The sequence below is a fragment of the Candidatus Pelagibacter sp. Uisw_094 genome (assembly GCF_047729535.1).
Classification (GTDB): domain Bacteria; phylum Pseudomonadota; class Alphaproteobacteria; order Pelagibacterales; family Pelagibacteraceae; genus Pelagibacter.
Genome location: NZ_CP159823.1, coordinates 386,121 through 403,865 on the forward strand (window position 1 = coordinate 386,121; position 17,745 = coordinate 403,865).

The window sequence follows — 17,745 nt, forward strand, 5'->3', positions numbered from 1 at the left end:
ATAGTTAATTAATCTTACCCATAGTATTTAGCAATATAACACCAACTATTATTAGAATTATCCCAATAATTCCATAAGTGTTTGGTATTTGGTTATATTTAAATATTCCAAAAATCGTTACAGCACTAATTGTTAACCCACCATATGAGGCATAAGCAAAACCAACTGGTATAACACTCATTGTTTTTGATAAGCAAAAAATGCATGAAATAATTGTAATTATGCAAAAAATAGTTGGATAAATATTTGTAAAATTATTTGTGACTTTTAAAAAACTGTTTGATAAAATTCCTAAAATTATAGCAAGGATTAAATATATATATCCAGCAACATGATTCATTAAATTATCCCCATTCTAAAAAATATCTTTTAAAAATTCTGGTAAGCCATCAGGATTAGTCCATAAACCACTTTTTCCACCTTCTTTAATCAGTAGCTTAACATTATCAATTCTAAGATGTGGATTTACAATTTTACTTAGATCGTAAATAGTTATTAGTGCTGTATTAACACCCATAATAGCTTCCATTTCTACACCAGTTTTTGCAACAGCAGACACAACACAAAAAACTTCTAATGAAGCGTCCTCATCATGCATGATAATTTTAGTTGCCGTATGATCTATTGGAAGTGGGTGGCATAGTGGAATCAATTCACTGGTTTTTTTAACACCCAAGACAGCTGATACCTCAGCTAGAGTGATTGGATCACCTTTTGGCATTTCTTTATTTTTAATTAGTTCAAAAACTTCTTTTCCTACATAAATTTTACCAGAAGCTAACGCTCTTCTAAATGTTTCTTTTTTTGACGAAACATCAATCATGTTAAATGAGTTCTTTTTAAAAATTTCCTTAGCCCAATCTTTTAATTTTTCTTCAGTTATTACCTTTAAGCTTTCCATTTATCCTCCAGTACTTGATAAATTTGGAGTAATTCCAGTATCTCCAAGCTCTAAATAATGTGACTCTTTTTTAAGGTGTAATTGTTTAATTATTAGATCTACAAGCTCATTTTTTTGAGCATCATCTTGCAATAAATGCCTAATACTAATTCCAGTATTACCAAATAAACATAATCTTAAATCACCTCTAGAGGTAACTCTCAATCTGTTACATGTTTGACAAAAATCTTTAGTGTAGGGAGCGATTAATCCAAATTTCCCCTTAAATTCTGGATGTATAAAATTTAATGAAGGGCCTGCATCTTTCCCATAGGTTTGGGGGATCCAGTTATTTTTTTCTAAAAAATCTTTGAATATTTTAGAGGAAACATGATTTTTCTTAAAATACTCTAAATTATCACCTGTTTGCATCAATTCTATAAATCTAAAATCAATATTGTTATCTTTTATGAAATTTCCAAATTTTTTAAACTCATCATGGGTATCATTAATACCCTTAAGTAAAACGGCATTAATTTTTATATTTTTAAAATTTAATTTTTGTAAAATCCTTATGCCTTCTAAAATTTCATCAAGTCTGTCATGTCCCGTTAGTTTTTTAAAAGTATCTTTATTTAAGCTGTCTATACTAATATTTATTCCATCTAAACCAGCTTCACATAATTGTTTTGCAATTTTGTCCAAACGATAACCGTTAGTCGTCATTGTTACTTTGGGAATATTTGAATTTTGCTTCATATCTTTAAGGATATCAAAAAAGTCTTTTCTAACCGTTGGTTCTCCACCAGTTAATCTAATTTTACAAACACCCAATTCAGACAATGCTTTTGTTAATCTGGATATTTCTTCTGCAGACATAAAACTTCTCGTATCTCCGGGTGTTTTTTTATAACCTTGTGGCAAACAATAGGTACAACTGTAATTACATACATCTGTAATTGATAATCTTATGTAGGGAAATTTTCTTCCAAAAGTATCACTTAATGTTTTCATCTTATTTTTATTACATTATATTATAATAATAATATATGAGCAAAATTATTACCAAAGCAGAAGTAAATCTATTTAAAAAAGATGGTGCGGTCTTAATTAAAGGCAAATTTGATAACGCATGGATTGAAAAGTTAAAAAAAGGAATTAAAAAAGGCAAAGAAAGTCCTAGTCCAAGATTTGTAAACCACACAAAAGACCAAAAACTACCAGGATATTATGAAGATTTTTGGACTTGGAATTTACATGAGGAATTTAAAGATTTTGTATTTAATTCACCAACACCCAAAATTGCAGCAGAACTTTTAGAAGCCCAAAAAATTAATTTAGTGATGGATAATTGGTTTTTTAGGGAAGCGGGATCAAAGTCATCACCACCTTTTCATCATGATATATCATATTTCGATTTTGAAGGATCTATGTGTGTATTGTGGATACCGCTTGAGTCAGTTAAAAAAGAAGATGGTATTGCTTGGGTTAAAGGTTCACATTTATGGGATAAGCTATTTTTAAGAACAAGATTTAATGATGGCCATGAAGTTGATGGCAATGTTGGAGTTGTTAATGGAAAAAAATATGAATTAACTCCTAATATATTAGAAAATAAAGATGATTATGAATTTTTACAATGGGATCTGGAAGTTGGTGACTGTATTTATTTTGATATTAGAACACTACACGGAGGATTAAATACTGTTACACCTAAAAAAGATGTTCATAGATACACACTAAGAATGGCAAAAGAAAACTCTAAAATTATTTATAGAGGAAATTGGGCTAGAGAAGAAAGAACTATTATGGAAGATAATGGTTATAAAAATGGTGATGATTTATCTGGAAAAATGTTTCCAACTTTATTTGAAACTAGCTAACTCCCAGCTTTTTGAACTGGAAGTTAACATAAATTATTAACCAGCAGGTTTGTAGCCAGCCATAGCTTTAGCGGCAAGCTCTGCTGCTTTATTCATATCCATCTCCTCAAGAATAACCATATTTTCTACTGTCCCACTAGCTTCAACAGCTAATTTTATACCAGCAAAATTTTCATAAGGCATGTCTCCTGAAGTGACAGCAACAAAATCATAAGGACCTCTCGTAATATAAAAAGATTCAAAAGTTCCACCTACTGCTTCAGTTAATGCTTTAACTGCAATTGATCTATCTTGCTTAGGGTCTTTCATAAAACCTTGGAAGGCCTTTGCTGTATAATTACCCATTACAATATATTTTTTCATAAACTTCTCCTTTATTATTTTGGGATATTAAAACATAATTTTTTAAATCTTTGAAATTAATTTTTTTAAAAAAAATGTTTATTTAATTAGGTATTGAGATGATCCATTTCTTTAAGTTCAACTTCTAGTTTAGCAAGATCTTCTCCACCTATCATCATACTTAACATTTCTTCTCTACCAATATTTTTTTTGAAAAGTTCCTAAGCTTTTTCCTCTATTTAAAACTGTAAAACTATTTCCAACAGGATAAGCATGGTGAACGTTGTGAGTAATTAAAATCACTGCTAATCGATTTACAGCAGTTTTTGAAAAAATTTCTTATTGCAAACATCCGAAATAGAAAGCCGCATGTATGGAAATCTTCTACCAAAGCTATCCTTAAGAATATTCATATACAATTTAATTATCCTGATGTGAAAACTCTTTCAGACTCAGGGTCATTAGTAGAAAATGGTAGTTTTGATATTTCATCCCAAAATTCACCAGAAATTTTAGCATTAGCCCAAGTCAAATTTTTTTCTATACTTTCAACACTAGTTACACCACATATCGTTGAGGTAATTCTATTATCTCTTAAAGAAAACTGAAGTGCAGCTGCTCCTAATTCCACATTATGTTTTTTGCAAACTTTTTCAAACTCGCGAGCAGGGGCTAATTTCTCTTCCGTAGCATCCTGATAGGTTATTTTTTTAAAATTATCAGGACCTTTTGCTAAAACTCCTCCTGCGTATGGAGCAGCATTAAAAATTGCTATATTTTTACTAGAAGCATAATCATACATTTCATTAGCCTCTCTATTTATTAGGGTATATCTGTTATGATTAATTATCACGTCAAAATCCCAATCTTTTAGCAAAGGAAACATAATATCTACTTTACCCATTGCAACACCTGCTGCTTTAGCAAGACCTTCATTTTTAATTTTAAATAACTCATCCATTGCTCCATCTTTTTTTGTAATATCAGTAATGTCTTTTGCATATTCTGGATCATGTAAAAATAAAATATCAACAGAGTCTACATTTAACGTTTTTAAACTTTCTTCTAACGATTCTCTAACTCTATTTTTATCAAGAACTAAGGTGTCCATATTTCTGTCTAGTTTTGTAGATAAAAGAAAACCATTAGGCCATCCTCCATTTTCTTTAATTGCTTTTCCAATTCTTTTTTCACTTTCACCCATTGCGTAATTTCTTGACGTATCAAGCATATTAACAGGCCCTTGAAAAAATCTATTTAGAGTTTTTTGAGCTCTATCTTCAGACACTTCATAACCGTATGTGTCTGGCATACTTCCCAACGAAGATGTACCAAAACTTAATTCTGTAACTTCTAAGCCTGTGTCTTTTATTTTATTTTTTTTCATAATTTAAATTTTTAGTTTGTAAAATTTTATTGCATTCTCATAAAATATATTTTGTTTTTGATCTAAACTCAAATTATTAGTTAAATTTTGTGCAGTGTTAAACCAACCAATATAGTCTGTTCTTAAATTACATACTGGCCAATCAGACCCCCATAATATCTTTTTATCTGTAAATATTCTTAAAATTTCATTTGTATAATGTTTTAAATCATCTTCAGTCCAATTTTTACAAGCCTCAGTAACCATTCCAGAAAACTTACAATAAACATTATCTAAATTAGAAAATTTATTCATTCCATTCATCCAATGATCAAATTCTTTTTGATCATTATTGCAAATTTTTGGTTTCATTAAATGATCAATTACAAATCTTAAAGATGGATACTTAGATGCAATAATATAAAAATTATCTAAATGAAGTGGAAACCCAAGTGCATCAAAACTCAAATCAAGATCTATAATAGTTTTAAAAAAAATATCAAAATCTTTGTTTAAAACCCAATTTTCATCAGTGATGTCTTGTATCATAGGTCTCACACCTACAAATTTTGGATTTTTAGTAAAAGTCTTTAACTGTTTTAATTGGTTCGGATCTTCAAAGTTTACCCATCCCACAACCCCAGAAACTAAATCTGAATTTTCAGCTATATTAAGCATATATTCTGTTTCAGCATTAGTTGCAGCTGCTTGTACTAAAACTGTTTTGTATAAATCAATTGATCTTGAATCTTTAGAAAGTTCTTCCAAATCATATTTTCTATTTAAAATTTTATTATCTTGAGGCATCCATGAGTAATCTTCTCTAGATGGATCCCAAAAATGGTGATGTGCATCAATTATTTGCATTTAACTAACTATATAAAGAATTATAGTTATTCACCTAAGATACTATCATCCAAGATTTTAGTATCATAAGCTGAATAGGAGTGCCATCCAGCAACTGTTTGATCAAAGTCAACAATACTTCCAGTCATAATACCTGATTCATCTGAACATAAAAAAGCTAATATTTTTGCAACATCTAGAGGTTTATTAAGTCTTTTAAATGGAACTTTTGCCTCTGCTTCTTTAAGCCAATTGTCATCAGCATCATGAAATTTTTTTTGAATTACGGTTTCTGCTGGAGTATCAGTCCAACCTAGGTTTACGCCATTAACTCTAATTTGGTGTCCTGAAACTGAATTAGCAACGTTCTTGATCATTATTCCTAAAGCTGCTTTTGAAGCGCTATAAGCAGTTAAAAAAGGCATACCACTATAAGCTGCCATTGATAAAATATGTGCTATCGTTCCTTTTTTTTTATCTCTTATCATTATTTTTATAACATCTTGCATCATAAAAAGGGGAGCTTTTACATTTACATTAAAATTTTTATCATAATTTTCTTCTGTTGTGCTTAAGATTGTTCCTCTCTCGGTAAAAGCAGCAACATTAATAAAAGAATCTACGGTATTAAATTTTTTGTCAGTCTCAGAAACTATTTTTTTACAGTCGGTAAGTTTCTCTAAATCTGCTTGAACGTATAAGCATTCTGCACCCATGCTTTCTATTTCAGATTTTACTTTATTTCCTTTATCTCTATTTCTTCCACAAATAGTTATTCCCTTAGCACCTCTGCTTGCTAGTAATTTTGCAGTCTCAGCTCCACTTCCTTGAGTACTGCCTGTTACAATTATTATCTTATTTTTAAATTGGTTAGATTGATCGGATATATATTTATTGGACATATTAGAATTTTATATCTATTACTTTACCACTTTCAAGCGACTGATATGCTGCATTAGCTATTATCAAAGCATTTCTGCCATCTTCAAATCCAACTAATGGTTTTGTTTTATCTTCAATACATTTTACAAATTCATTGAGTTGATCTCTGTAAGCTTGCTCATATCTTTCAATAAAAAAGAAATGTATAGGCTCTTTTTCATTTGTAGATGTACTTGTGTATCTTTCTAGAGAAGTAGGAGTTTGATTATTGGAGATTACCATTCCTTTACTACCAAATACTTCAACTCTTTGATCATAACCATACACAGCTCTTCTAGAATTATTTATATGAATTAAAACTCCATTTTTTGACTTTAAAATAAACATAGCAGTATCCAGATCTTTTTCCTGTTGCGCATTTTTATCAAATAAAGCACCTCCAAATGCAGATATTTGAACTACAGGATCATCCCCCAATATAAATCTAGTTAAATCAAAATCATGGATAGTAGTATCTCTAAAAAATCCTCCTGCAGCTTTTAAATAATCAATTCCTGGAGGCTCAGGATCTCTACTTGTAATAACAACCATTTCCAATTCACCAATTTCTTTTTTTACTTTTGCCTGTTGCGCCTTTGCATGACTGGCATCAAATCTTCTATTAAAACCAATTTGAATAGGAACGTTTGATCCCTTAATATTTTCCATACATTCATTTACTTTTTTGATATCTAAATCAATTGGCTTTTCACAAAAAATTGCTTTTCCAGCTTTCGCTGCCATTGTGATAAATTGAGTGTGAGTTGGAGTAGCAGAAGCTATAAGAACTGCATCTATATTGTCAGCGTTGATAGCTTCTTCTGGAGAAGATGCTATTGAGCAACCTGTTGATTTTGCTACTTCTTCAGCAAATTGAGAATTAACATCATATACATATTTTAATTTTGCTTTTGGATGTAATGCTATAAATTTAGCATGCATTTTTCCAATCCGTCCTGCTCCCATTAAAGTAAAATTAACCATAAGAATTTACAACAGAATTAAAGATTAAAATCAAGAATTTTTTTCATGATGAATTAAATATAAATTATAAAAATAATTTTCTTGATACACAAAAGATCATAATTTAGAAATACATTTAATTTTTTAATAATTTTATATGTCAATTAAATTAGGAATAGCACCAATAGCATGGAGTAACGATGATATGCCTGAATTGGGAGGCGATACTTCTTTAGAACAATGTTTGTCTGAAGCTAGTCAGGCAGGATTTATTGGAATTGAGTTTGGTGGAAAATTCCCCAAAAAGTCAGAAGAATTAATTCCTAAACTTAATGAATTTAACCTAAATCTTTGCTCAGGTTGGTATGGAGCCAATTTAAGAACAAATAGTGTTAATGAAGAAAAAAATCTAATTCAAGAACAGTTAAAACTTTTTAAAGATTGTAATTCACCTTGCATGGTTTTTGCTGAAGTTTCTGGTTCAATCCAAGGAGATCCAAATCGAAAATTATCTACAAGACCTCAAATGGATCTTGAAGAGTCTAAAAAATACTATGAAAAAATTTCAGAAATGGGAAAATATCTTGAAGATGAAGGAATGCCACTTGCTTACCATCATCATATGGGCACTGTAATAGAGACTGAAGAGGATACAGTGAGATTGCTTGAAAACACGCATGATAGTGTAAAACTTACATTAGATACTGGTCACATGTTATTTGCTCAAGGAGAATCGTTAAAAATATTAAATGATTTTAGTGAAAGATTAATTCATATGCATTGTAAAGATATTAGAAAAAGTGTTTTAGAAAAATCTTTGAAAGAAGATTTAAGTTTTAGAGGGGCATTTTTAGAGGGTGCATTTACAGTTCCAGGTGATGGGTGTATTGATTACAAGCCTTTGTTTGATGTATTGAAAGAAAAAAATTACTCAGGATGGCTAGTAGTAGAGGCTGAACAAGATCCTTCAAAAGCAAATCCTTTTGAATACGCAAAGATTGGCTATAAATATTTAACAGAAACTCTTAAAAAGAGTAACTTAGAAGTTTTTCAAAACTAATTTTTATATTATAGTTTTACAGTTTTAGATTTTTCTAACTTTTCATCAAAAAAATCAATAATATTTTGTATTGTCTCTTTCCCCATTCTAATCATACACTCTTCAGTAAAAGCTGCTGTGTGAGGGCTTAAAAAAACTTTATCATTTTTAAGTAGAGGGTTATTTAATTCAGGTGGCTCTATTTCAAATACATCCATGCCAGCACCAAAAATCAAGTTATCATTTAAAGCCTTATCAAGGTCAGTTTCATTAATAATACCACCACGAGCAGCATTAATTATTATACAATTTTTTTTCATGGTTTTTAATAAATCTAAGTTTATCATATTTTTTGTTTCATCATTTAAAGGTATGTGTAATGATATAGCATCCATAGTTTTGACAGCTTCTTTTAAGTCATCAACTTTTTTTCCTCCAAAAGATTCTATTTTTTCTGCGGATACAAATGGGTCGTAAACAAAAACGTTCATTTCAAAACCCAAACATCTTTTAATTAAACATTGACCTATTCTACCAAATCCAGCAATTAAGATATTTTTACCCCATATTTCAATAGTTTTTGGCAATTTATTTCTGTCAATAAAATTACCTTTTTTAACACAATCATCGTACATACTTTTTCTTTTGGAAATATTAAGAAGCATAAACATTACATGTTCAGCAACTGCTACTGCATTTGCTGTTGCTGTTATGGCTACTGTGATGTCATTTTTTTTACATGTGTCCAAATCAATATTATCATATCCAACCCCATGCCTTGAAATGATCTTTAGTTTTTTTCCAAGATTTATAATTTCACTAGATAACTTTGCAGTTCTTAAAGAAGCTCCATCACAATCTTCAATTTTTTCTTTTAAAGATGGATCATTAATATCTTCAATTATTTCAAATTCATAATCAGGGTGATCTGTTAATAATTTAGGGCCTGATTCATTTATACTTTGAATTATTAAAATTTTTTTCATAAAAAATATATACTTTGATTATTAAGAAAACTAAATAAGATTAATTAAATCTTTTTTGGTTCCTTTGAATGTTGGTATTGTGTATTTGAAGGCATATTTTCTTGGAATACATTTATTTTTAGCTTTTTCCCATAAACCAAGCCATTGCTTATAGTTAATAATTTTTAAGTTTTTTTTACTTTTACTTCTTACATAAAAGCTAGGCAAAGGTTCTCTTCCTGAGGGCTGACCAGCTTTATTATATCTTAAGTCCGCACTAATTCTAAAATTATTAGATTTATTTGGTAGTGAGCAATGAACAGAATGCTTGTGTAGTAATATAATGTCTCCAACATTAGCTTCTAATGCTACTGCTTTATGTTTGTCTATTATTTCACTATTTTTGATTTGAACTTCACCATTAGAGTTTGATATGTGATTTAATAGTCCTAATTTATTGAATTTACTTACTGTAATCATACAACCATTTTTTATAGTTGTTCTGGTAAAAGGAATCCAGACTGTAACCATATCTGTTAATCTTTGACCCTTTTTAGATAGCACTGCAGCATCTTGGTGCCAGGGGGTTCTACCGCTTAAACCATTAAAGATAGATTTTTTTTGTAATTTTTTTTCAGGTTGCTTGATACGTGTATTTTGAACTGGATTAGATAAAATCTCAGGACCTAAAATTTTTTCAACAACATTTAAAATCTTTTTATTATTAATCAAATTCCATAAAGAATTAGTTGCAAAATAATCGCTATCTTTTTTTACCTGATCTCTTGGTAGTCGTGTATTAAAATATTGATCAAGATCATGTATTTCTAATTTAGATATATAGGTATATTTTTTTTTGAAATCATATTTCAAAACTTTTTGCTGAAGTTTTTTTGACACAAATTTTATTATCAATTCATTCATCACAAACTCCATATCATTTAAGATTGGCTTAAGATCATAATCAAAATTTAAAACATTCTTAATTTTGAGGTAACCATGTTTTTCTAAAAGAGTTTTATAATTTTTATTCATATCTAATATCTATTTAATCAAATAATTTGAGTCATGAAAAGAGCTGAGCATCTTTTTGTTATTATCAGAAATTTTTGGATAATATTTATTGCCCTTAAAGCTCCATATGACAGGTTTATTTAAAGCATAACTTCCATATATAAAATACCTCTTTTCATTTCTAAATTCCTTAAATTTTCTTACACCATGATAAGAATTAGGAGTTGATTGAAAAAATATAATAGTCCCTTTTTTTGGGGTAAATTCCTTAATTACATCTAGCTCCTTAATATTTGGAAACCTTCTAAAGCTCTTTCTTAAATCTTTGATACCCTTTTTTTTATATAGAGTTAATGATCCACCATTTTTTTTTGGTATATCATTTAGATAAATTAAAAAATTAAATAAACGTGTAATATCATCTCTATGAGGCCTTAGTTGATACCCACTCTTAGAAACTGAGAAATCAATATCTAAATTAACTTTAGGGTTTTTATAGCTGTTACCCAATATTTTTTGTAATTCAGATGAGGTTACTTTGTTTTTTGGTGTAAATTTTTTTTCATTAAATATTTCTGGTACAAATACATTGGACCATGAACTTTTCTTAAATCTTTGAGAAAATATTTTTTCTATTTTTTTATAAAAAATTTTACTATTAAAATGTCTGAAAATTTTTTGTGAAACGTTAGACTTCTTTAGATATTTATTAAAATTTTTTGAACCTTTATTAATCCTACTTCTTCCACCCATAATCGTATCATCAAAGGAATTCATATCTTGAATCTCTTTAATTAGCTGGTCACATAGTTTTTTAGAAAGGGCCTTATCACCAGTTAAGACTGGAAAATTATTCTCTAGTTTTTTCAATTTTGTTAATTGAATCATTTATTCAAATAAACATTCCTTCTTTAATTTTGATCATTTTATACATTAAATCGTTTAAAGGTGTTTCAATTCCATGACCTTTAGCAATTTTTGAAACCGCACCACTAATAAAGTCAATTTCAGATTTTCTCTTATAAAGAATATCGAATGCCATTGATGATTTATTAGTTTGTTTTGAATCAACAATTTTATTAAACATATCCAAACATTCATCCTCAGATACCTCAACACCGTCAGCTAAAGCAACTTTTCTTGTTTCTAAAATAATTTGTTTACCTAAAGCTCTTGAAGTTAGTTGCTCTTTATTATCTATATAAAGCTCAGTATGATTGAGGTCAAAAATCGCAGATAATGGCCCAATAGCTGTTAATGCAAATAATTTCATCCATTTTCTTTTTTTAACATTTTCTGATGCGATTGTTTCCAAACCATAAGCCGTAAAAGTTGCTGCAACATCTTTTACTCTTTCGCTCATACCACCTTTATCATACTCTCCAATCCAAGAGGGTAAGCCTGCATGATTTTTAATATGTCCAGGTCCTAAAATATTTGCCGCTTGAGTAGTCGTGCCTCCAAGGACTTTCTCTTTACCAATAATTTCTTGCATAATTGCTTCATGACCAATTCCATTTTGAAAAGACATTAAAACTGTTTTTTCTCCAACAATATTCTTAATACTATTCAAAGCTGGTGTTAAGGCAGTTGCTTTACACATTACAATTATAGCATCAACTTTTTCCAAGTTAGAAGTATCTGTTGTTGCTTTTACTTTTATAAATCTATCACCACCATGACCATCCATTTTTAAGCCATTGTTATTTATTGCATCAACATGCTCTTTCCATACGTCAATTAAAATTACGTCTAAACCTTTTTCAGCCAAAAGGCCTCCAAATAAACATCCCATTGCTCCTGCACCAAGAACTGCTACTTTTAAATCTTTATTAATCATTGATAATTTCTTTCATTGTTATAAATAGGTATAGATATTATATATAATTCTTATAGACATCAAGAATAATATTAAATAAAATTGATTTAAAAAAATAGGAATAAATAAATGCAATTAAAAATTGAAAAAGCAGATTTTAAAGAAATTTCTTTAGACAAAATTTCAGAAGCACTTCAGAGTGGATTAATAAAAAATTATCATCAAGTAGAAGTTTCAGTGCAAGATTGTCCTAATTTAAAAGAGTGGGGATGCCCAGCTGAAGGGATTAGTGGAAATGAAAGAATTATAGATGTAGGTGGAGAGCCCTATATGCATGACCCAAAACATCTGGGTGCTGAATTTGATTATGAAGAAATTTCAAAAAAAATTGGATCTGAAAAATCTTATGCATTAGGTGCTGGTTCAGGCGCAATGTCATGCCTAGATGGTCATTGTGGAGAACTAGTGATTAATGAAAATTTGATTACCTCTGAATCAAAATCAATCATAGCAAGAGTTGGAACAAACAAAGAGTGTATTGCTGAAAAATATACAGCAAGGAAACATGGTGGGTTAGGAAATGTTTATTATACAGATGGCGTTAAAGGAAAAGTTATAAAAATTAAAATAAAAGGTAGATCTGGAGATCAAGGCTCTCTTCCTCAAGCAATGAGGAAAGCTTTGACTGATAATTTACCAATTAAAGATAATGAACATATTGCCTTAGCTGGTATTTTTAGAATTTTAAAAGGACAAATTAAATCACATGTGCAGCCTGACTACGCTGATATTAAGCATGAATACTATGATGCCAAGCAAATGAAATGTGTAAAAGATTTTTTACAATTTTATGAGCCTGTTGGCCCTGAGCTACAAGGTTATAGCGTACTCTGGACAGGAGATCCTACTGGAGGCAATCTTGACTTAAGAGAGTCTGGTGAGCACACACATTTTCACTCCTATACTAAAGAAAATGTAGCTGGTCATTATCATTTTGATGTAACTCCTAATGACATTGAATATGAGGGTTATTTTAATATTGCTAAAGAAGTACACAGAGTTAATAATATCTACAAGGAACTTAGAGATAAAAATTAGATGATAAAAAAGATTAAAAAAAAATCTTCCACATTTACTTATAAAAACAGCCCTTACACAAAAGAAATTCAAAAAAGAATAAATATAGCAGAAATTTCATTGGGAGATTTTGCTGGAAGAATGTCTAATGATTTACTTAAATGGTTTTCTTTAACTGCACAGCATTGGATTATGTTGCATATGGTCATGCTTGCTTATTACAAGAATGAAACAATAACTAAAAATCAACTTTTAAAGTTTATTGAAAAATCTTACCTAACATCAAATGTTTATATCGATACAGCTATTAAAAGAGGATATTTTAGGATTATTAGAAACCAAGAAGATAAAAGATCAATATTTATTTTACCATCAGTCGTAACAATAAAAACATTCGAAGAATTTGTAGATAGAAGAGAATTTTTATATAAAGAAGTATAAAGATATTACTTAATAAGCTTTAGATTCTTCTTTTTTAGAAAAACCTTTCATTTTATCAACTACAGCTTTTGCACCAGAGCTTAGTGCTCTTTGATCTGCACCAATTGTTACAAAATTAAAACCTTTATCAATCATTTTTTGGGCATACTCAGGAGTACCATTATGAATTCCAGCAAAAATATTATTTTTTTTAGCATGTTCTAAAATTCTTAAAATTTCAGAATAAGCTTTTGTATCTTCGGGTCTATCAAAGCCAGGAGTCTCACCAATTGCTAAACTTAAATCTGCAGGACCAATATAAATTCCATCAAGGCCCGGCGTTGACATAATTTCATCAAGTTTATCTAAAGACTCTTTAGTTTCAATCATTGCAAATTTTAACATTTCATCATTCGAATGAACTGCATAATCTGCTCCACCATAAATTAAGCCTCTAACTGGACCAAAACTTCTGTATCCATGAGGAGGGTACATGCATGCTTGAACAAATTTTTCTGTTTCTTCCTTATTGCTTACCATTGGACATATTATTCCATAACAGCCAGCATCTAAAATTTTCATTATTTGTCCTGGTTCATTCCAATTAACTCTTGCAAGTGGTGTTACATCTGTTGTTGATATAGTTTGTAACATTGGTAATGCATTAGTGTAATCAACTAACCCATGTTGCATATCAATTGTAAGTGAGTCCCAACCTTGATGTGCCATTACTTCTGCTGAAACAGTGCTTGGAATTTGTAACCATCCATTAATTACAGGTTTGCCTGCCTTCATCATTTCTTTAATTTTATTTTTTCTCATAATTATATTTTTAAACCCATGTGAGTGTATTTAACATTTAAATAGTCTTTAATTGCGTTTGACCCACCTTCACGGCCATAACCAGTTTGTTTTATACCACCAAAAGGAGCTTCAGCGAGTGCAACTACCCCTGTGTTAACAGCAACAACTCCGGATTCTAATTTCTCAGAGCCAATATGAGCTTTGTCCATTGAGTTTGTATATAAATAGCTACACAAACCTAGGTCATTGTCATTAGCTCTTTCAATAACCTCATCAAAAGTTTTAAATGTTAATATTGGTACAAGAGGTCCAAAAGGTTCTTCTTTCATGATTGTGAAATTATCTTTAACATCGTCAAAAACTGTTGGTTCGTAATAGTAACCTTTATTAAAACCAGAAGGTCTTTTTCCACCCATTAAAACTTTAGCGCCTTCATTTTTAGTGGTCTCAACTAATTTTTCTATTTCCTCTAATCTTTTAGCTGTGGATAGTGGTCCCAATTCAACACCTTCATCCATTCCATTACCAATTTTAAGTTTTTTTGCTCTATCCATAAAAGCACTAACAAATTCATCTTTTCTATTTTCTTGAATATAAAATCTATTAGGTGAAATACAAACTTGACCATTGTTTCTAAATTTACCAGTTATTGCTATATCGGCCACTTTATTAATATCCACATCTTCACATACTATAAAGGGAGAGTGCCCACTTAACTCCATTGTAACTCTTTGAACTTTATCAGCTGCTTTTTTTAAAATTATTTTACCAACTCTTGTTGAGCCTGTAATTGAAACTTTTTTAACTATATCAGAGTCCATTAATTCATTTGAAATTTCTGCTGGATCCCCAGACAAAAGATTTACAACCCCATCAGGAACACCGGCTTCTTTACAAATATCTACTAACTCCATAACAGCTCCAGGAGTAATAGTGTCTGGCTTACAAATAACAGAACAACCTGCTGCTAGAGCCGTTGAAATTTTTCTTGACGCTAAAACGATTGGAAAATTCCAAGGTATTAAAGCAGCTACCACACCTACTGGCTGATAGTAAACATGCACTCTAGTATCAGGAAATCTACTTTGTTGTGTTTGTCCATAAATTCTTTTTGTTTCTTCAGCGTTCCATTCAAAAATATCAGCTCCACCACCAACTTCTCCAACACCTTCTGCAAGTGGTTTTCCAACTTCAAGAGTTAACCATTTGGCAAGAACATCTTTTTTCTCTCTCATTAAGTCTGCAATTTTTCTAAGTACATAGGATCTTTGCCAAGGTGCGGTATTTTTCCAAACTTCCAAACCTTTTTCTGCAGATTTTAATGCTTTTTGTACATCTACCGAAGATGCTTTTGAGGCTTTTCCAATTACCTCTTCAGTAGCTGGATTAATAACATCATAAGTTTCTTTTTTTTCTGCTTGTTGCCATTTTCCGTCAATGAACTGTCCAAATTTGCTATACATAAATATTTATTTTTAAGTTTACTTAATGTGGTTTTTTAAATTATAAATATAAATATATATACTAATTATACTTATTAAAAGGCTAAATTTATAAATGAAAAAAATTAAACTTACTTGTGCCCATGCAGTGGTTAAATACTTAATTGCTCAAAAAATATTAATTGATGGTAAAAAAGAACCTTTGTTCCCAGGTGTATTTGGAATTTTTGGACATGGAAATGTAGCCTGCTTAGGTCAAGCCTTAGAAGAAAATCAAAAAGAATTACCAACATATAGAGGCCATCATGAACAAAACATGGCTTTAACAGGCATAGGTTATGCTAGAGCAAAAAGAAGACAACAAATTTTTATAGCAACAGCATCGGTCGGACCAGGAGCAACAAATATGGTTACAGCTGCAGCCGTTGCAATGAGCAACAGATTACCAATTTTATTTTTACCAGGTGATACTTTCGCAAATAGAATGCCTGATCCAGTTTTACAACAAGTAGAAAATTTTAATAATCCGGGAATTACTGCAAATGATGCATTTAAACCTGTAACTAGATATTTTGATAGAATTACAAGACCAGAACAAATAATTCAATCCTTTCCAGCTGCAGTACAAACCATGTTGGATCCAGCAGATTGTGGACCAGCTTGCATATCTTTAAGCCAGGATATTCAAGGACAAACTTTTGATTATCCAGAAGATTTTTTTAAAGAAAAAATTCATGCTATTAGAAGACCTAGACCTGATGAATTTCAAATTAAAGAAGCAGCAGAAAAAATTAAGGCATCAAAAAATCCAATAATTATTTCTGGTGGTGGAGTTTTTTATTCCGATGCAATGGAAGAGCTAAGTAAGTTTGCTATTAAACATAATATTCCAGTTACTCAAACTGTAATGGGATATTCTACAATGAAGAGAGATCATTCACACTATGCTGGACAAATAGGTGCATTAGGTGGAAAAAATACGAATTCACTTGCAAAACAAACGGATCTTGCAATTGCAGTTGGAACTAAACTTGCAGATTTTACAACAGGCTCGTGGACTAACTTTGAAAATGAAAACTTTAAACTTGTTTCAATTAATGTTTCAAGATTTGATGCAAATAAACATTTAGCTCAAGCAGTTGTGGGAGATGCCAGAGCTTCTTTAAATGAATTATCAGCTGCTCTAGGAGATTGGAAAGCACCAGACGAGTGGAATAATAAATCTCAAATAGAATTAAAAACTTGGAATGAGCATGTGGACAAAGAAAGTGCCCCAACAAATCAGGAAGTACCTAGTTATGTTCAAGTTGTTGGTGCTGTCTATAGAAATTCTGATCCTTCAGATATTGCAGTAACAGCAGCAGGTGGACTTGTAGGAGAAGTCATACAGGTTTGGAGACCAAGAGAGTTAAATACTCACGAAACAGAGTGGGGTTTTAGTTGTATGAGTTATGAAATATCTGGTGCACTAGGAATTAAAATGGCCAACCCAGATAAAGAAGTAATTTCATTTATTGGAGACGGTTCATACTTATTGAATAATTCTGATATTTATTCTTCAGTAATCACAAAGAATAAACTTATAATAATTGTTTGTGATAATGGTGGTTTTGCAGTGATTAATAGACTTCAATTATTTAAAGGTGGAAAAGAGTTTAATAATTTACTTAAAAGCTCAAACACTCCTGGTTTAGTTGGTGTTGATTTTGCCAAGCATGCTGCAAGTATGGGGGCTAAATCAGAAGAGGTGAGTTCAATCTCAGATTTAGAAGAAGCTTTTAAAAGAGCAAAAAAATCAGACGTGACTTATGTAATTTCAATTAAAACACATGCTTACCAATGGCTAGAAGGTTCAGCTTTTTGGGATAGTCCAACATTAGAAATTCCAACCACAGAAGAGAATAAAGAAGCTTTAAAACTTCATAAAGAAGGAAAGAATAAGCAAAGACAAGGCGTATAATTCT

At 30.5% G+C, this 17,745-nt stretch carries 19 protein-coding genes; 5 read left to right on the forward strand and 14 right to left on the reverse strand.

Translation table 11 applies throughout. The features are described 5' to 3' along the window. Positions 1–4 precede the first annotated feature (4 nt). From ABXT72_RS02030 to moaA, 3 genes are read right to left on the reverse strand one after another with little or no spacing between them, the layout of a single operon-like run. On the reverse strand, positions 5–340 hold the full coding sequence (locus ABXT72_RS02030) for a DMT family transporter (protein ID WP_415278720.1): 336 nt from the start codon (positions 338–340) through the stop codon (positions 5–7). Between the two features lie 15 nt (positions 341–355). Then, a complete protein-coding gene (gene moaC / locus ABXT72_RS02035; protein ID WP_415278721.1) occupies positions 356–901 on the reverse strand; it encodes a cyclic pyranopterin monophosphate synthase MoaC in 546 nt (181 codons plus the stop codon). Next, a complete protein-coding gene (gene moaA / locus ABXT72_RS02040; RefSeq protein WP_415278722.1) occupies positions 902–1,894 on the reverse strand; it encodes a GTP 3',8-cyclase MoaA in 993 nt (330 codons plus the stop codon). It lies immediately after the preceding gene. A gap of 35 nt (positions 1,895–1,929) precedes the next feature. Here moaA and ABXT72_RS02045 point away from each other — a divergent pair, with 35 nt between their 5' ends. Further along, the gene (locus ABXT72_RS02045; RefSeq protein ID WP_415278723.1) at positions 1,930–2,763 is read left to right on the forward strand and encodes a phytanoyl-CoA dioxygenase family protein; all 834 of its coding nucleotides are present in this window, start codon (positions 1,930–1,932) and stop codon (positions 2,761–2,763) included. Between the two features lie 36 nt (positions 2,764–2,799). Here the strand turns inward: ABXT72_RS02045 and ABXT72_RS02050 are convergent, their stop codons facing one another. From ABXT72_RS02050 to iolG, 5 genes are all read right to left on the reverse strand, one after another. After that, complete coding sequence (locus ABXT72_RS02050) at positions 2,800–3,126, reverse strand: GYD domain-containing protein (protein ID WP_415278724.1); 327 nt, start codon at positions 3,124–3,126, stop codon at positions 2,800–2,802. Between the two features lie 403 nt (positions 3,127–3,529). Next, the gene (locus tag ABXT72_RS02055) at positions 3,530–4,492 is read right to left on the reverse strand and encodes an aldo/keto reductase (RefSeq protein ID WP_415278725.1); all 963 of its coding nucleotides are present in this window, start codon (positions 4,490–4,492) and stop codon (positions 3,530–3,532) included. Between the two features lie 3 nt (positions 4,493–4,495). After that, on the reverse strand, positions 4,496–5,338 hold the full coding sequence (locus ABXT72_RS02060; RefSeq protein WP_415278726.1) for an amidohydrolase family protein: 843 nt from the start codon (positions 5,336–5,338) through the stop codon (positions 4,496–4,498). A 26-nt stretch (positions 5,339–5,364) separates the two neighbouring features. Further along, complete coding sequence (locus ABXT72_RS02065; protein ID WP_415278727.1) at positions 5,365–6,219, reverse strand: SDR family oxidoreductase; 855 nt, start codon at positions 6,217–6,219, stop codon at positions 5,365–5,367. 1 nt (position 6,220) lies between these two features. Continuing rightward, on the reverse strand, positions 6,221–7,222 hold the full coding sequence (iolG, locus tag ABXT72_RS02070) for an inositol 2-dehydrogenase (RefSeq protein WP_415278728.1): 1,002 nt from the start codon (positions 7,220–7,222) through the stop codon (positions 6,221–6,223). 136 nt (positions 7,223–7,358) lie between these two features. Between iolG and iolE the strand changes: the two genes are divergently transcribed. After that, a complete protein-coding gene (iolE, locus tag ABXT72_RS02075) occupies positions 7,359–8,261 on the forward strand; it encodes a myo-inosose-2 dehydratase (RefSeq protein WP_415278729.1) in 903 nt (300 codons plus the stop codon). 8 nt (positions 8,262–8,269) lie between these two features. On the opposite strand, the gene ABXT72_RS02080 is transcribed toward iolE, so the two are convergent. Genes ABXT72_RS02080 through ABXT72_RS02095 form a run of 4 tightly spaced genes read right to left on the reverse strand, consistent with a single transcriptional unit; the run spans position 8,270 to position 12,059 of the window. Then, on the reverse strand, positions 8,270–9,226 hold the full coding sequence (locus ABXT72_RS02080) for a hydroxyacid dehydrogenase (RefSeq protein ID WP_415278730.1): 957 nt from the start codon (positions 9,224–9,226) through the stop codon (positions 8,270–8,272). Positions 9,227–9,256: 30 nt separating this feature from the next. Further along, positions 9,257–10,240, reverse strand: a complete 984-nt coding sequence (locus ABXT72_RS02085) for a phytanoyl-CoA dioxygenase family protein (protein ID WP_415278732.1) — start codon at positions 10,238–10,240, stop codon at positions 9,257–9,259. Positions 10,241–10,249: 9 nt separating this feature from the next. Continuing rightward, on the reverse strand, positions 10,250–11,107 hold the full coding sequence (locus ABXT72_RS02090; RefSeq protein ID WP_415278734.1) for a 2OG-Fe(II) oxygenase: 858 nt from the start codon (positions 11,105–11,107) through the stop codon (positions 10,250–10,252). A gap of 4 nt (positions 11,108–11,111) precedes the next feature. Then, positions 11,112–12,059: a ketopantoate reductase family protein gene (locus ABXT72_RS02095; protein ID WP_415278736.1), complete on the reverse strand. Its 948-nt coding sequence runs from the start codon at positions 12,057–12,059 to the stop codon at positions 11,112–11,114. A 108-nt stretch (positions 12,060–12,167) separates the two neighbouring features. Between ABXT72_RS02095 and ABXT72_RS02100 the strand changes: the two genes are divergently transcribed. Both ABXT72_RS02100 and ABXT72_RS02105 read left to right on the forward strand, forming a co-directional pair. Continuing rightward, positions 12,168–13,136 carry a DUF1907 domain-containing protein gene (locus ABXT72_RS02100; RefSeq protein WP_415278738.1) on the forward strand — a complete coding sequence of 323 codons (969 nt, stop codon included), beginning with the start codon at positions 12,168–12,170 and terminating at the stop codon, positions 13,134–13,136. Next, positions 13,137–13,556 carry a MarR family transcriptional regulator gene (locus ABXT72_RS02105; protein ID WP_271520717.1) on the forward strand — a complete coding sequence of 140 codons (420 nt, stop codon included), beginning with the start codon at positions 13,137–13,139 and terminating at the stop codon, positions 13,554–13,556. 9 nt (positions 13,557–13,565) lie between these two features. Here ABXT72_RS02105 and ABXT72_RS02110 read toward each other — a convergent pair whose 3' ends face one another. Both ABXT72_RS02110 and ABXT72_RS02115 read right to left on the reverse strand, forming a co-directional pair. Further along, on the reverse strand, positions 13,566–14,357 hold the full coding sequence (locus ABXT72_RS02110) for an HpcH/HpaI aldolase family protein (RefSeq protein ID WP_415278739.1): 792 nt from the start codon (positions 14,355–14,357) through the stop codon (positions 13,566–13,568). Between the two features lie 2 nt (positions 14,358–14,359). Next, positions 14,360–15,802: an NAD-dependent succinate-semialdehyde dehydrogenase gene (locus ABXT72_RS02115; protein ID WP_415278740.1), complete on the reverse strand. Its 1,443-nt coding sequence runs from the start codon at positions 15,800–15,802 to the stop codon at positions 14,360–14,362. 94 nt (positions 15,803–15,896) lie between these two features. Here ABXT72_RS02115 and iolD point away from each other — a divergent pair, with 94 nt between their 5' ends. Then, positions 15,897–17,741: a 3D-(3,5/4)-trihydroxycyclohexane-1,2-dione acylhydrolase (decyclizing) gene (iolD, locus tag ABXT72_RS02120; RefSeq protein ID WP_415278741.1), complete on the forward strand. Its 1,845-nt coding sequence runs from the start codon at positions 15,897–15,899 to the stop codon at positions 17,739–17,741. The last annotated feature ends 4 nt before the right edge of the window (positions 17,742–17,745 follow it).